The 14,779-nt window shown below is 51.1% G+C and carries 14 protein-coding genes and 2 pseudogenes; 7 read left to right on the top strand and 9 right to left on the bottom strand.

From position 1 onward, the window contains the following. Window positions 1-70 precede the first annotated feature (70 nt). From BBBR_RS11325 to BBBR_RS10835, 4 genes and pseudogenes are all read left to right on the top strand, one after another. Window positions 71-331, top strand: coding sequence for a transposase (locus BBBR_RS11325; protein WP_080989100.1), 261 nt, complete (start codon window positions 71-73; stop codon window positions 329-331). Further along, window positions 304-597 carry a transposase gene (locus BBBR_RS11320; protein ID WP_350028973.1) on the top strand — a complete coding sequence of 98 codons (294 nt, stop codon included), beginning with the start codon at window positions 304-306 and terminating at the stop codon, window positions 595-597. Before BBBR_RS11325 ends, BBBR_RS11320 begins: the two co-directional genes overlap by 28 nt. A gap of 91 nt (window positions 598-688) precedes the next feature. Beyond that, a pseudogene (locus BBBR_RS02000) lies at window positions 689-1,862 on the top strand (IS256 family transposase). 244 nt (window positions 1,863-2,106) lie between these two features. Next, window positions 2,107-2,268, top strand: coding sequence for a hypothetical protein (locus BBBR_RS10835; protein ID WP_162832099.1), 162 nt, complete (start codon window positions 2,107-2,109; stop codon window positions 2,266-2,268). A 245-nt stretch (window positions 2,269-2,513) separates the two neighbouring features. On the opposite strand, the gene BBBR_RS01990 is transcribed toward BBBR_RS10835, so the two are convergent. From BBBR_RS01990 to BBBR_RS01980, 3 genes are all read right to left on the bottom strand, one after another. Then, the gene (locus BBBR_RS01990) at window positions 2,514-3,095 is read right to left on the bottom strand and encodes a hypothetical protein (RefSeq protein ID WP_003828348.1); all 582 of its coding nucleotides are present in this window, start codon (window positions 3,093-3,095) and stop codon (window positions 2,514-2,516) included. Next, window positions 3,092-3,877, bottom strand: coding sequence for a hypothetical protein (locus BBBR_RS10830; RefSeq protein WP_003828347.1), 786 nt, complete (start codon window positions 3,875-3,877; stop codon window positions 3,092-3,094). Before BBBR_RS10830 ends, BBBR_RS01990 begins: the two co-directional genes overlap by 4 nt. A gap of 320 nt (window positions 3,878-4,197) precedes the next feature. Beyond that, window positions 4,198-4,869: an IS3 family transposase gene (locus tag BBBR_RS01980; RefSeq protein ID WP_100218423.1), complete on the bottom strand. Its 672-nt coding sequence runs from the start codon at window positions 4,867-4,869 to the stop codon at window positions 4,198-4,200. A 378-nt stretch (window positions 4,870-5,247) separates the two neighbouring features. On the opposite strand from BBBR_RS01980, the gene BBBR_RS01970 reads away from it, so the two are divergent. From BBBR_RS01970 to BBBR_RS10075, 3 genes and pseudogenes are all read left to right on the top strand, one after another. Next, a complete protein-coding gene (locus BBBR_RS01970) occupies window positions 5,248-5,460 on the top strand; it encodes a hypothetical protein (RefSeq protein WP_014483510.1) in 213 nt (70 codons plus the stop codon). A gap of 2 nt (window positions 5,461-5,462) precedes the next feature. Further along, the gene (locus tag BBBR_RS01965; RefSeq protein WP_217268971.1) at window positions 5,463-5,681 is read left to right on the top strand and encodes a hypothetical protein; all 219 of its coding nucleotides are present in this window, start codon (window positions 5,463-5,465) and stop codon (window positions 5,679-5,681) included. A 255-nt stretch (window positions 5,682-5,936) separates the two neighbouring features. Further along, window positions 5,937-6,672, top strand: a pseudogene (locus tag BBBR_RS10075) (IS256 family transposase); the annotation flags it as partial. Window positions 6,673-6,985: 313 nt separating this feature from the next. Here the strand turns inward: BBBR_RS10075 and BBBR_RS01950 are convergent. The 6 genes from BBBR_RS01950 to BBBR_RS01930 all read right to left on the bottom strand — a co-directional run bounded on the left by BBBR_RS01950 (window position 6,986) and on the right by BBBR_RS01930 (window position 14,691). After that, window positions 6,986-8,776 (bottom strand): thiamine pyrophosphate-binding protein, encoded by a 1,791-nt coding sequence (locus tag BBBR_RS01950; protein ID WP_014483509.1) that lies wholly within the window; start codon window positions 8,774-8,776, stop codon window positions 6,986-6,988. A 46-nt stretch (window positions 8,777-8,822) separates the two neighbouring features. Continuing rightward, entirely contained in the window at window positions 8,823-9,824 is a 1,002-nt protein-coding gene (locus BBBR_RS01945; RefSeq protein ID WP_014483508.1) for a glycosyltransferase family 2 protein, read from the bottom strand. A 9-nt stretch (window positions 9,825-9,833) separates the two neighbouring features. Next, window positions 9,834-11,258, bottom strand: coding sequence for a flippase (locus tag BBBR_RS01940; protein ID WP_225851456.1), 1,425 nt, complete (start codon window positions 11,256-11,258; stop codon window positions 9,834-9,836). A gap of 51 nt (window positions 11,259-11,309) precedes the next feature. Then, window positions 11,310-12,455, bottom strand: a complete 1,146-nt coding sequence (locus BBBR_RS10070; RefSeq protein ID WP_080543803.1) for a polysaccharide pyruvyl transferase family protein — start codon at window positions 12,453-12,455, stop codon at window positions 11,310-11,312. Continuing rightward, the gene (locus BBBR_RS10065; RefSeq protein ID WP_225851455.1) at window positions 12,452-13,537 is read right to left on the bottom strand and encodes a hypothetical protein; all 1,086 of its coding nucleotides are present in this window, start codon (window positions 13,535-13,537) and stop codon (window positions 12,452-12,454) included. Before BBBR_RS10065 ends, BBBR_RS10070 begins: the two co-directional genes overlap by 4 nt. A gap of 167 nt (window positions 13,538-13,704) precedes the next feature. Next, window positions 13,705-14,691 (bottom strand): glycosyltransferase, encoded by a 987-nt coding sequence (locus tag BBBR_RS01930; protein WP_231858619.1) that lies wholly within the window; start codon window positions 14,689-14,691, stop codon window positions 13,705-13,707. Between the last annotated feature and the right edge of the window lie 88 nt (window positions 14,692-14,779).

Genomic DNA, 14,779 nt, shown 5'->3' with positions numbered 1-14,779 from the left:
AAAAAAATTAGTGACGAAACACGAAACACCGACTTGACTAAAAACAGGGCACGGGGAGAAGGTCTTCGACCTGTTCTTCCGGACGCTCACGCCCGGCCGGCGCGCCTCCATCGGGGTGGTCACCGGCAACGGGGCGCGATGGATCGACGGGTGCGTGTTCCGCCGGCGCCCGCAGACCGAACGCATCCTCGACGGCTTCCACATCGTCGCCCGGGCCGCCGACGCGCTCGACAAGGTCAGGACCGCTCCGCATGGCGCGAGACCAGGAGGTCCGGCACGGCCCGCAAAGGCGTCAGGGACCCGATCAAGGGCGCCCGGTGGGCGCTGCTGAAGAACGAGTCGGACCTGAACGCCGCCCAACGCGCCCGGCTCGAGTACATCGCGAACACCAACGAGACCCTCTGGACCGCGTACAAGCTCAAGGAACGCCTCGGGATGATCCTCAGGCAGGGGCGCGGATGCGGCCGCGCCCCTGCTGCGCCAGTGGGCCGCGGACGCATCCCTGTGCGGCATCGCGGAATTCTCAAAACTCGGAGAGAAGATCGCACGGCGCCACTTCGACATCCGATAAGGCCCGAAATCTTGCGCATTTTGTGATTCGGGCTTCTTGGAAGAGAACATGGCCCGTGCCGTGTACGATTTTCAGTCGCTGAACAAGAAAACCGCGATTGGAAAGAGGCGCGAGGCCATGTCCAAGGAAATCATACAGTTCGACGACGCCATGTTCGAGACCAGGCTCGATGCCTTGGTCAAGACCAGGGTCGAGCAGATCGTCAATGCGATGCTCGAAACCGAGGCCGACGAGATCGCCAACGCCGGCAGATACGAGCACAAGACCGGTCGGAAGGCGTTTCGCGCCGGTCACTACGAACGCGGGCTGACGGCCAAGGTCGGCAAGCTCGAATTGAAGGTGCCGAAATTGAAGGGCGCGGTCTTCGAGTCTGCGGTCATCGAACGATACCGCCGCAGGGAACAGAGCGTCGAGGAGTCGCTGATCGACATGTACCTGACCGGCGTCTCCACCCGCCGCGTGGACGACATCAGCCAGCTTCTGTGGGGCGACCGCATACCCTCCCAGACATTGAGCGACAGGCTCGGGAAAGTGTACGCCGAGATCGATGCGTGGCGCGAACGCCCATTGGAGGGCGAGTGGCCGTATGTGTTCATGGACGGTGTGTGGCACAAGCGCTCCTGGGGTGGGAGCATGGAGAACGTCAGCGCGCTCGTCGCCATCGGCGTCAACGCCGACGGGCACCGCGGGGTGATCGGCGTGGCAGAGGGCATGAGGGAGGATTCGCCAGCTGGGAGCAGTTCGTCCGCGGCATGATCGAATGCGGCCTGAAGGGTGCCGGGCTGGTGGTCGGCGACCGGTGCGCCGGGCTCGTCTCCACGGTGAACTCGATGCTACCGGACGCGAGGTACCAGCGGTGCATGGTGCACTTCATGCGCAACGTGCGCCGCCCAGCCACCGCGAATGGACGTCCGCGGCCCTCAAGGCCATATTCGCCATGGAATTGCGCGAGGCGGCCCTGGCCAAGGCCGAGGCGGTCGCAACCGAGATGGAGTCCAGGAAGCTGAAGGCCGCCGCCAACTGCCTGCGGGAGGGCATCGGGGAGACCACGACCTATCTGCTGCCCGAGCTCCCCGCCGAGCACCGCAGGAGGACCCGCACCAACAACATGATCGAACGGCTCAACCGCGAGATCAGGCGTCGCACCCGCGTGGCGGGCGGCTTCCCCGACGGCAGGAGCGCGCTCATGCTCATCTGCGCCCGCATCCGGTACGCCGCCACCAGCGAATGGTCCACGCGCCGCTACCTCGACATGTCCCGCCTCGATGACAACCTCGTGGAAGCGAACTGATAACCGTGCCATGGACGGGCGAAATCACATTTGTGCATACTTTCGGGCACTACCACCGAACATCCTCATCCCATGTCGTTCGTCGCGTCCGAGCATTGGAAGCCGACGAGGAAAGGGGGTTAAGTAAAGAAAAGTGTGTCTTAAATCCAGGGTGGGGCTTACTCCCGTCTTGCGTGTTGGGGTGTGATTAACGTTTTCGTCGTTAATTCGTCCGGGTGCTTGACTTTTCGTGTTGACTTGTTCCATGAGCAGGAACAAGTCCTCGAGGGCGAGGAAGAGGAAGCCGGCCGGGAACGACGGGCCCGCGCCCGGCACCATGACGGCCGTGCAGGAACCGACCGACGGCGTCGACGCCTACGAGAGCGGGTTCGGCGTCAGAACAGGCTGGGCGGGACGCTCGCACTAACCCACCAACACGCCAACAACACACCCGAATAAGACCCACGTTTCTTTACTTAACTCTACTTTTTGACCCTTAACCCGTAGTCGCTATGCGGTTATGCCGCATAGCGCGGGAGCCGGCCCCCATGATGCACAGGGAATCCGGCTCCTACTTCCATTTCCTCCTCAGAGGTTGGCTTACTGGTAAGTATATACCATTCGGCTGACGGCCTTAGTGTGATGTCTCCACAGGCTAAATTGCAGCGTGACTTACGCGAGATGGTGCAAATCCAGTTCGCGCATGTCCAGGGTTTCGAGGAATGATGAGAAGTCTTGGCGGCCGCGTTGCGCATCGCCGATGGCTCCAAGCGCTTGGTCTGCTATCCACAGCCGAGCGTCGGAAAAGCCCGGGGCGAAGTCCACGCGGAGTCGGCTGATGAAACGCCTGCTCCGCAATCCACGGACGAACATGAGGTCTCTGTCGTCTTGGCTGGTTTCGCGTGATTCTAGAACGAGACGCGAAATCCCGTATTCTTTCTCCAGCGTGGGCAGCAGAAGTTCGAGGCATTTACGTCGGGCGCGTTCGGAGGTGACCGTGCCATCCAAGGGCGTAGCGGCTATGGCGATATGGGGCAGTGACAATGCCTCGATGACTGGTATGGATCTGCGTTTCTCCGAAAGCGTCATGTCACGCCAATGCAACTTGGAGACTTTTCGCTTGGTCGCGGAAAGCAGCTGTCTGCGGATATCGCGCTCTTCAAGTCCGCAGATGCAAGCTCCCATGTAGTAAGTGGGGATGACGCCGCCTTGGGTCTGTACGCTTTCGTCGCCCCATGCGATCAGTTCACTCATGCTTCTCCTCCTTTCGTCTCGTGCGTGTGCCGTCTCGAATCCAACGTTCGTTTGTCGAATGGCTGGCAGACATAATATTCGTTCACCACGGTGATTCCCGTTGGGCTCAGCGGGGCTTCCTTGAGGTGTTGTTCCTTGCGGATCAGGCCAATGCGCTGCAGTTCGCGCAAGCCGCGCTCGGCGGTGTCTGCGGACCATCCGTACCATTCCGGCATATGTTCCGTTGGAAGCTCGCATGGTGTTCGTTCGCCAAGGACGACGAGGAACATCGCCAAGGCGGGCAGGCTGATGTCCTCATCGAAGCGGCTCTTCCAAAAATCGTGGGACAGTCGTATGTACCGGCTCGCGGGTCGCTGGTATTCCTCACCCGAGCCGTCCTGCGCGAGTAGCTTGATCTTGATTTTGCGCTCTTTGCCGCAACGGGATTTTTCGATCAGGCCACGTTGTTGAAGTCGCAAGAGAATCCTCGTGGCGGCAGCCTTTGCGGTCGCAATGCTACCGGCTGTTTCCGAGCATCCAAAGGCACGAGCCCATGTTTGCAGGGGCAGCGATGTGTACCACTCGTTCTCCGTGTCGGGGCTGCTTGCGGATGCCGCGATCAGTAAATAGGCCTTCAAGCCCCTGAGATCTCCGTTTGTCACGAACTGGGACAGCACGCTGCTGCGCTCCTTGCTTCCGCGAGGCTGCTGGATGAAGGACTTGCTAATCGGAACGAAAGGACGGTTGGCGTTTTCAAGAATGGCCTCGACCGTCTTCCTCCAATCGATTTGCTCTTCCACCATCGCTTCACCTCATCTCAAGTATCGGTTTAGACTTGCTACATGCTATCGCACTTAAGGGTTTTCTAAAACGAATAAAACTAGGTTGATGATACGCTACAGCGGGTATATGTATATTTCTTGGTATTTCTAATGTAATACACATGTATATGCCTTGGTATGTCTATAACAAGCAAGCTTTATGGCGGCATCGTAGAACCGCTCGAAGTGAAAGCAGCCTGCACCTGGGACAAAAATTGACCCTCATTTCGCCATGTAGCGGAAAACTGCGCGAATCTACCATGTTTGCACTAGTGCTGTTCTCAGCTGTCATGCGGACTCTCTCATAAAACGTCCGGAAATGTAGCGGAAGAGTCGGCGCTTGGCACATCCCATGATGGAGCTGAGGGAGGCGATTGAGGTGCGGGCTGAGGGATGGCGGGGCGGCAACTTGCCGAAACACACGTGGACTCGACCACCGCGTTGCCACAGGAATTGCCCTTGCACGAGAGGGGGCGTTCGACGCCGAACACGCCGAGCGGTTCGCCGATCCCCGGGTCGTCGAACTCGCCGCCACATTCGGCATGGAAGAAAGTGCTGCGGACGTTTTCTTGGAGACAGTCACGCAGCCCTTCCTTGGTTCTTTGACGGCATTCTACCGGGCTCATCCAGCCAAACGACCGTTTGATGCGCGCATGGTTGTACCAGTGGATGTAATCGTCTATCAGGACGAGCACCTCATCACAGGCACATTCCTCCCAATGCTCGGGATAGACGGATTCCGTCTTCATACGCCCGAGGAATCCCTCCGCGGCGCTGTCCGGAGAATGACCCTTCTGCGTTTCTGCAAGTTGGCGTCCACAGTAGGGCTGGCGTGTTTTGTTGGACTCGTCATTGATCCCATCACCACCGATCATGCCATAAGGCCCAGCATCCCGCGCCGGTCCATGACGCCCGTGCCCGAACTCCGTCTTGATTCTCTTGTCCCGGTACCGGACCATGTAGTCGTCGGGCATGTTGATGAACCCGTCCAAAGGGATGCCCGCGAAGCTGCGTTTGCGGAGGAACTTCTACTTGAGCCGGTCCTTGCACCACATCCGCAGCGCACCCCTGCTGGGGTAGCCGAGCTCCCGGATCGCGTCCGCAGCGCAGCGTTCGTATGTGATGTACAGGCACACGGCCCTGTCGTGCTGCTTCCTGCCGCACTTCGCCATAAGGGGTCCTCCTCCCGGTCGGGAAGTCCAAGAAAACGTCACCACCTCGAAGCGTCCACCTCGATTTGACGTTGATAATGGTTAGACTGGTTATTACGGCTGGTGATAATGGTAGATGACGGCCGGGGCGGTGACCCTAAAATTGACGTTGATAAGACCTACGAGGCAAAGGAGTCACACATGTCATGGGATTACGCAGAACTCAGTAAAAGTGCGAAGAACGCTGGCGGACCATCGAGCTTCGTCGGAATGTTGCTCGGCATTGGTCTTACAGCAGGAGTGGCTCTGGGGTCCACCTTCGTTCTTGCCGTGCAGAAAATGATGAAGTATAAAGAAGAAGCAGCTGCAGACACGGTAGAATCATCTAATGATAAGAAGGAAATCGAGGAGTGATTATGGGCCGGTTCGGTTTCGGCAGCAAGAAGAAGCATGAGGAGCCAGTCGAGGAGACTCCAATCGTGGATGACTCCTCGTCTGATGATGACTGGGACGATGACGACAGCGAGGACGAGTCGCTGAGCGTGTACGACGCAGCCTTCATCTGGATGTCAAACGGCAAAGACGAGGATTACACGTTCGGCTACACCGAGGAAGAACTCGAAGCAGCTCTATAGTCCCAGAACACGCGGAACAGCCCTTCTAACGGGCTTATACGGCAGACACGATTACGTGGATAGCCCCGCTGGTCAGCGTCTGTACCGCGCCCCGATTGTTGGACTGAAGAAATTCAGATTGGCCTCTCGCTGATAATGCCCGAATTCTTGCGCACTTTGTAATTCGGGTTTCCTGGAAGAGGACATGGCCCGTGCCGGGTACGATTTTCAGTCGCCGGACAATGAAAAACCGTGATTGGAAAGAGGCACGGAGCCATGTCCAAGGAAATCATACGGTTCGACCGGGCCATGTTCGAGGGCAAGCTCGACGCCATGGTGCGCGAGAAGGCCGAGCGGATCGTCAACGCGATGCTCGACGCCGAGGCGGACGAGATCGCCAACGCCGCGAGATACGAGCGTTCCAGCGGACGGAAGGCGTATCGGGCCGGCCACTACGAGCTCGAGCCTGACCGCCAAGGCCGGCAGGCTCGAGCTCAAGGCGCCGAAATTGAAGGGCGCCCTGTTCGGGTCCGCGGTGATCGAACGCCACTGCAGACGCGAGGAAAGCGTAGAGGAGGCGCTGATCGACATGTACCTGGCCGGCGTGTCCACCCGGCAGGTCGACGACACCGGCCAGTTGCTGTGGGGCGACCGCATGCCGTCCCGGACATTGAGCGACAAGCTCAAGCGCGTGTACGCCGAGATCGACGAATGGCGCACGAGGCCGTTGGGTGACGAGTACCCATACGTGTTCGTGGACGGCGTGTGGCACAAGCACTCCCGGGGCGGAAGCGTGGGGAACGTCAGCGTCCTGGTCGCCATCGGCGTCGGCAAGGATGGTCACCGCGAGGTCATCGGCGTCGTCGAGGGCATGAGGGAGGATTCCGCCGGCCGGGAGCGGTCCTTTCACGGCATGATCGAACGCGGCCCTAGGGGCGTGCGGCTCGTGGTCGGCGACCGGTGCGCGGGACTGGTCGCCGACCACGAGCCGCACGCCCCTAGGGCCGCGTTCGATACGGCTACTGGGGTGACGGCGACACGCTCGCCGTCACCGGCGGCCAATCCATAGCCGACGTCACACCGAATTGTGTGGCCAGACAATAATAGCTGCCGACTCATAAACGTCCAATGGGTTGTCCTTGGAATTCCAAGAACAACCCATTATCTTGTCAATTCCTTCAAGCACTATATATACGTTGAAATCAGCGAGGTATTTCCATAAATCATCACCGACTTTTCCGCCAACCTCACGACCGGTGGAAAAGTCGGTTACACACGGTTGAAACAATCCTTTCAGATATCTTCAAGCAGTATACCTATATTTGTCATTTCCGACTTAAGATAGTCTTCGCAGTGCGAAGCATGCTGTCTGGAACGACATTTTTGATGGCGTCCTTGAGCTTCTTCTTATTCACATAATCCTGATCGAGAAGTTGTAACGCCCCTCCGGCTTGGGAGTCATCGTCCGGGGTGGTGTGGCATTCAAGAATAATGGGGCTGTCGGATTGCGTTGTGAGGAATTCCGGGAGCCGTTCGAGGTATTCCTGCTTGCTTGAGGCAGACATGTACTTGAACCCGAGGGCTTCACACCATGCTTTGGCCAGACTGTCGAAGGCGTTTTGTGCACGATAATGGCCTTGCGCACACACGTAGGGAAGCTCTTCACCATGGAGGCGAAATCCGGTAGAATAGGGCATTCGCATCTCATCGCCTATCCCATTGTTGACCAAAAGGATGCGGATGTTCGCCATCATATCCCGGTTGCCAAGCGAGTTCATGTCGTAGAAGAAGGCAAGATCACCTATAACCACGAAATGCAGAGTGTTGGGTTCAGCCAAGGCCGATCCGAATGTGGTGGACAGTGCCCCATCGATGCCGAAGCCGCCCGTATTGCAATAACAACGAATAGAAGGGTTAAGCTCAAAGTAGTTCCAACTGCGAAGCGCATTGAGGATTGCGAAATGCATAATCGACTTCTCGGGAATCCGCTTAGCGGTCTGCTCTGCTATCCATCTGCCCGAATATGGCAGATCGGGAAGAGATCGTCTCAATGACTCGTCGTATTGTTCCCATTGAGCGAAATAACGGTTCACTGGTGTATTGCCATTCTGTTCACCGAAAGCTGCGTATCTCTTGAAAAACTCCTCGGTATCGCACTCGAAAACTTTGGTCAATCCGTCGAATCGGTCGCGCAATTCCCCATCCAAGGACACACGCCAGGTCTCGGCATGTACGGCCTTGAGGTAATTCGTGGTCGGATAGTCACCGGAGATTTCCCCCATCGAAATGACTAGGTCGGGTTTCAGCGCGTCCCATTGAGCCGAACCGGAATGGAGGTTGTCTGTGGTCAGCGTGCCGAGGAGTCGGTTATGACCGTGGTAGTTGGAAGTATGATCACACAGCACCACTGCATCGTAACGGTCAGCGAAATCCGAAATCGACTGTTCTGCTTCCTTCGAGAATCGGATGTGAGCACCGATATGAATCACAATGTTCCTATGTGAGCCGATCTCTGGAAATGGGTCGGACGGCATGTAACGTCGGATGCACCTGCTTACGGGAACTGGGCCGGGATCCATGGTGTTGTCATAGACAGTAGGCAAGTTGATATGCACGGGACCGCCACCGTGACGTATGGACTCCAGAATGGCTTGGTTAACGAGCCGATTGCAGTACAAGGCATCCGTCTCGTCCTTAATGACCGGCAAGTCCACTGAGACAAGCGCTACATCGTTCTGAACGATACGCCGATCGAGCGTCTGCGGAAGAAGCTGACCGATGTTCCAATCCCCGTTGAATGAGGTGATGGCTATCACCGGAAGCTTACGGTAATACGCTTCAGTGAGGCCGGGCAGATAGTTGCGGGAAGCAGTCGCTCCAGTGCAGCTTAACGCGACAGGCTCCCCGGTTGTCGCTGCCATGCCACATGCCATATAAGCTGCAGAACGTTCATCCACGCATGAATAAACATGAAAATACGGGTCATGCTGCACAGAGACAACTACCGGCAGGTTCGTGGAGCCGGGTGAAACAATAATATTTTTCACGCCATGCTGTTTCAACAATGAGACCACGATCCGCGCATTGCGTTCATGTGCATGCTTGATGGCTTGCATATTTTATATACTCCTTAAATTAATATGCTGAATGCATTTGTCGGTTTCACTCGCTATAGCTGAGTCGTTTACGCTGAAGCACACACAGAAGAGGAAACGTAAGTCCATGCGTGGACAGCGCCATGCGAATATCGACGCGATGCCGCAGGAATTTATCCCACATTCTCGGATTAAGAGGTTTCATCTCTTCGCATAGCTTTCTAAGTTGCACCCATGCAGCATCACGGGGAAGAAAACATGCATTGAACAATTGAGTGTAGAGGCCAAGGAACTGTGAGTATTGAAATTCCGATTTGTTGCCGGGGAGTTGCTCATCATAAAGCGGCGTTAAGGTTTTGATGACGGTTTTGAGATCATCCTTATGCCGTACAGTCTGTCGATAATCACAGCTTTGACCTTCTCGGCCCACTCGATAGCAATACAATGGATTTGTCAACATCTGATATGTGTCAATAAATCTAAGCGGCTGGGTAATGAATTCGCAGTCTGTGTAGAGTACATGGTGATCAAGGTGAACTCCCGCCTGTCTCAGTAAATCGGTCCGAAAAGTCATCGCATGCATTGTTAAATGTGTCCAAGAGAAATCGAGATCTTCAAAACGTCCCGCCTGAGCTGCATGCAATTCCGACAGTGTTACCGGGGTTTCTTCCTTGGTCTGATCATTACATACGAGGTACGGGGATAAAGCCACATCCACATCGCAAGCGCACAATTCTCTCAAGAAGCCGGATAGATGTTCAGTATCCACCCAATCATCCGCATCAAGGAGCCGAAAATACCGTCCTGTTGCGTGCTTCAGACTGGCATTAACGGTGGAGCCATATCCTCCGTTCTCCTTATCAATCACGCGTACTGCTTGGGGATACCGGCTTTGAAAACGGTGGGCAATATCCGAAGTCGAATCGTGGGAACCATCATTTACGATAATGATTTCACACAGACGTGCTGCATCCGGACAGGAAACGACAGAGGATATGCATCGTTCCAAGTATGGTTCAGCGTTATACGCAGCAACCGAGATGGTTAACAACTTATCGGGACCAGTCATAGTATTCTCCTACCTTTTGATAATAGAATGAATCATTTCGGCGACAAACAATTCATGCGCCAGAACAAGTCCGATACAATATATTCCCATAAAACAACATCCGTTCACAATGAGAGAGATGAATCCGGGAGTGAATGCAAGTTGTGATTTCAGCAGCAAAGCGATAAATACCGATACAACGGATACGATACCAATCTTGTGGTAATCGGTTTGTGGCAAAATTTGCCGTATAAATCCTTTGCCGCGCGAGCATCGCAAAACAAGTACGGTCAATTCGGTTAGAGAATTCGATATTGCAGCTCCAGCAACGCCAAAAAAATAAATAAATGTGATAGCATATACAACCGAACATGTGAATCCAATAACATTAAGTATTGCCCATTCCCTTTCGCGTGAATCAGCAATCAGTTCATTTCCCAAAGCGATATTGAGCGATGAGAATAATATAGCTGGAACAGCGAGCATTAGTGGCACGACTGATCCAGAGAAGTCCTTGCCTCCCATAAGTTGTACAACGGAATCCGAACACAGAACCGTTCCACCGATTAGAGCACCAGATACCACACCGATGAAGTTGACATTCTTGGCCATCAGATTAATAATTGCCTGCTTGTCCCCATTGGCCTTGTAGTATGAAATACGTGGCAACATCACATTGCCAACGGAATTCACGGCTTTGATGAGCACATTCTTGATTTTCGCAACAAGTTGGTAGAGACCAACCATATTGATGTTACCGAGAAAACCGAGAGCCACGATATCCGTTTGGGTATACATGCCGGACGAAATCGATGCAATTGAATACCAGAACATAGCCTTAAGATGTTCTTTGTATTCCAGACGCTGCCTGATAGAGAAATCCACGAGTTTGCGCAGACGCAGGAGATTGAGGATATTCATACCGTAGCCGGCAACGAGCACGGTGATGCCGTACACAATATAATCCGAGCTCTGGTGGACAAATAGGAACATCAGAATAAGGCCAATAAACTTGAATACAATGTTCCGTACAGTAATGTAACCGTACTGTTCAATGGCTTGGTAGAACCATTCCACACCGAACGAAGAAAGCCAGAATCCAACTGAGAAAATCAGGAACAGTGTCCGCTGTTGAGAGAAAGTCGGAATGAGGAATATCGATAATAGATAAACCGCAAAGACAATGCTCGTGGACACCAGCAAAATGACCAAAAGTTCCTTTACGACTTTCGATAATTCCACTATATCATCACGTACCATAGCACAGACCTTGATGCCATAGTTCTGTATGCCGAGGAGCGCGACCATCGAAAAATACAGCACAACGCTTTGCACGTAAGCAACTGCACCCGTACCAAACGTGGAAAGAATACGAGAAACGTACGGCAGGGTGATTAAAGGAAACAACATCTGCGATGTCGTTAGAAGCATATTCATGAGAACATTGAACTTCACCGAATGTATTTTCGGCTTTTTCCTATGATTTGCCATTATGCACAATCGATTCTAGAAGTCAAGGGTGTGAGTAATGTAATCTTTTGAAAATTGCCGAACTCCCGCAAGAGGTTTTGTGATATCATGAATTGAGGGGATACCTGATCGTTCGAGATAATGAACAGCATCCTCTATCCCTTTGACGATGGATTCACTGGCCTGCATACGATGCAGAACCTGGTCCTTTCGCGTGCTCGACCCTTTTCCGTTGCTCATCGACAGGAAAGGAGTACCCAGATTCATGGAGAATAAGGTTCCATGATAAGAATCGGTAATCACCACAATAGCGTGATCGATGATATTGATGAACTCCGCAGGCCCAGCGGCTCGCCCATCAACAATATGCTTGTTCGTCGGGAACCACGCAAACGGGGCAATCAAGACAACCGGCATATTAAGAATATCACTGACACGGCGATATAGGGAATACTGCTGCATAACGGTTTTCGTGCCGTTTAGCGAATATATCAAGGCATATTTTTTCGGAAGATTCATCTCATCCGCTGCACGTGTCGCAATCCTACGCCATGAATCAGCCCCGACAAGCAACGTGGGGTCAAGTACATTGGCGCAGGGCCTGCCCACGAGTTGGCCAATCATTTCGGCGGCATCTTGTTCACGTGCAGACAGCATCGTGAACTTTTGAAGGTCGGGAACAATGTGTTTGATCTCATCCCGTGTCATATTCGCAGGAGATGAAGCATAACTTACCTTGCGACGATTTGTGAAATCTAATAAGTAAGGCTTCATGGCATCCCAGTCGCTTCCCGAATATTCATTAGAATGAATATTCAGAATTTGATCACTACCGCTCACGTATATATCGAAAGAATCAGCGAATTTTCCCAAATCCGAAGCCTTTTCAACACATTCCGTGAGATTGAGCTGCTGATTGATGAAACGCTCAAATCGTTCAGCACGAAGAAGACGATCCGATTTCACTGAGATCAGGGATAGATCGTTAATCAACGTTTTTAATGAATGATTCGTACGATATAGCGTCTCATAAAAAGCTCGCTGACCAGAAGGACGATAGTTAATAATGGATGCCGAACAACCATGCTTTTCAAAGGCAATCTGAGTGCCTAGAGCCTGCAGTACGGAACCAAAGTTATACGCAGCATGATAAGTGACGATGCCAACAGAAGACAATCTCATATCCTTTCCCGTAGAGAACACTTACCGCCAGATCTATTTGTCATGTCAATATACCCGAATGATATAAGAAGATACGTAATAAAACTATCCTCAAAAGCAATACAAATTGAAAACAGTATTAAAAAACATATAACAAATGGCTTATAAATTTTCATTTCCGATTTATACATATTAAAAAGCGGATATATAAATGGAAAAAGATATAGTAAGCCTCCCTGGGATAGCACTGACATCAAGGTACTAGTTTGTGATACACCACTTTGATGATCGGAAGCAAATTGAAGCCAAGCTGCCCGATAATCATTAACGCCATGACCAAATATCGGATTATCAATAAACGCCTTTAAACCGGAAAGAAAGTCAAGAAGATGAATTCCTCCGGAAAAAGTCGCAATCTTATTTGACATTATTTTAACAAAAACTAACGAACTCCCTAAAATGCATAATACACCAATCGCAAGGAATAAAAATTTCAATATTCTTGTTTTGCTATTATAAAAAGCTTTATATAGTAAGGGCAATAACAATAATCCAAAACCAAGATATGCGGTTGTCGTAAAGGAGCACAATCCACTAATCACTATTATTAAGACAGCAACCAACGAAGAATCTGCGAGATAAATCGAAATACATCCGAACAATACGGCAAAAGCTGCAAAGGCCGGCGCTTCGATAAAAACAGATGTGAACTTCCAGAGTTTTCCGATGCTGAGATTAATATCACTATATTGAGTGAACCACTCTATTCCATAAACCCCATTTACAGTAGTGTAACTACCCCAAGAAACGTCTAATGACATATTAGTCGATACAACACCCAGTGAATACAATATCCAAATTATAAAGCCAGGTATTACCAAAATGATATAGGCATTTACGAAATTCCTCAAGACTACTTTAATCCCATATAACGATCGCAGAAAAAGATACATAGAGCAGATCGGCACAATCAATACGAAACGAAAAATTTGCTTAGAAATATCTGACTGCTGCACGAAATACAAAACAAAGAACGGTAAACACCCTACAACAATACATATGAAACCAATGTAAATTGCTTTTGACCACACCTCCTTGCTCATGTTAGAAAGAAGCACAAACAGTAAACACATAGCAGCTATGAATAGCGATGCATAGTTTAGTCTATGTGAATAATTGCTTTTTGAGTATACCGAAACGGAATTCAATAAAAAAGAAATACACAATATTATATCAAAGAATGTATATCTATTTCGAATCATTATAAAACCTACATTGATATCGAATACTCTTTAATCATCTGTTTTGAACAACAACGTATATCGAAACTATCTGAAACGACCGATCTAATATAGTTTAACCGATCATAATGCCTATCCAGAAGAATCTTTTCCGCCCACAGGTTCGCATCGTCTATTGGAAGAAATTCTGTTAAAACACTCATTGATGTCTCACGAGTAATTTGATCCGAAAACAACACAGGCAATCCTGCCGTCTGCGCTTCCACTCCAGATACCGGCAAACCCTCATATAATGACGGAAGAACAAAGACATCGGCCGCGGAATAGTATTCATTCACGTTTCCAACTGATCCCTTGAACGAAATATATTGGCTGACGCCCTGTTTTTCGGCATATCGTTGTACATCGCCATTCAGTTCATCATCCCCGAACCACCAGAAACGGAAGTCAACTTTACTGTTGGCAAGTTCGCGAATGATATCGACAATAAAGTAGGGATTCTTCTGGGTTGTGATCCTACCAACCGTCATCACAACAATTTTATCTCCACAATTTTCGATCCCTCGAATTTTGTTCCGCGCAACCTCCGAATAACGAAAACGGGATATGTTTATTGCATTAGGTATAATCCTGTATTTTCTCTTCCCAAATAGGCCATCACCGGCTTTATGTGAACATGCGATATATTTGTTCGCAAAATGCAGAGCCAACGCAGAAAATGGCTTATTCCTTAATTGCTTCCACCAAACATCACCATTCTGTGCAGCATGACTATGCAATATACGAATGGGAACATTGAATGCAGCTGCTGCAGCAAGCACCGGAACTCCGCTATTAACGACATTGCAATGAACGACATCATAATGACTCTTCTTAAATATATCGAAAATAAGTGAGAAAAATTTTAATGGATGTTTGATATATGAAGGAAGCAGGAACACGTTATCCCCATTACCCGCAATTTCCTTATAATACGGTGAACCAACATCATCTATCACCAAGAAATCGAATCGCATTTCAGGACCATGCAACGCCCTGTAATAATTCATAACATAGCTTGCTACACCATTGGAATGTTGCAGTCCTCTGGTCACCATTAATATT

This window comes from Bifidobacterium breve DSM 20213 = JCM 1192, from assembly GCF_001025175.1.
Lineage (GTDB): Bacteria > Actinomycetota > Actinomycetes > Actinomycetales > Bifidobacteriaceae > Bifidobacterium > Bifidobacterium breve.
This window is presented reverse-complemented; position numbering and strand designations above follow the sequence as displayed.

Excerpts from the sequence above, each read along its gene's own strand:
- BBBR_RS10835 (WP_162832099.1), top strand. The coding sequence starts at position 2,107 with ATGAGCAGGAACAAGTCCTCGAGGGCGAGGAAGAGGAAGCCGGCCGGG.
- BBBR_RS01990 (WP_003828348.1), bottom strand. The coding sequence starts at position 3,095 with ATGAGTGAACTGATCGCATGGGGCGACGAAAGCGTACAGACCCAAGGC.
- BBBR_RS10830 (WP_003828347.1), bottom strand. The coding sequence starts at position 3,877 with ATGGTGGAAGAGCAAATCGATTGGAGGAAGACGGTCGAGGCCATTCTT.
- BBBR_RS01980 (WP_100218423.1), bottom strand. The coding sequence starts at position 4,869 with ATGCCCGACGACTACATGGTCCGGTACCGGGACAAGAGAATCAAGACG.
- BBBR_RS01970 (WP_014483510.1), top strand. The coding sequence starts at position 5,248 with ATGTCATGGGATTACGCAGAACTCAGTAAAAGTGCGAAGAACGCTGGC.
- BBBR_RS01965 (WP_217268971.1), top strand. The coding sequence starts at position 5,463 with ATGGGCCGGTTCGGTTTCGGCAGCAAGAAGAAGCATGAGGAGCCAGTC.
- BBBR_RS01950 (WP_014483509.1), bottom strand. The coding sequence starts at position 8,776 with ATGCAAGCCATCAAGCATGCACATGAACGCAATGCGCGGATCGTGGTC.
- BBBR_RS01945 (WP_014483508.1), bottom strand. The coding sequence starts at position 9,824 with ATGACTGGTCCCGATAAGTTGTTAACCATCTCGGTTGCTGCGTATAAC.
- BBBR_RS10070 (WP_080543803.1), bottom strand. The coding sequence starts at position 12,455 with ATGAGATTGTCTTCTGTTGGCATCGTCACTTATCATGCTGCGTATAAC.
- BBBR_RS10065 (WP_225851455.1), bottom strand. The coding sequence starts at position 13,537 with ATGAGCAAGGAGGTGTGGTCAAAAGCAATTTACATTGGTTTCATATGT.
- BBBR_RS01930 (WP_231858619.1), bottom strand. The coding sequence starts at position 14,691 with ATGCGATTCGATTTCTTGGTGATAGATGATGTTGGTTCACCGTATTAT.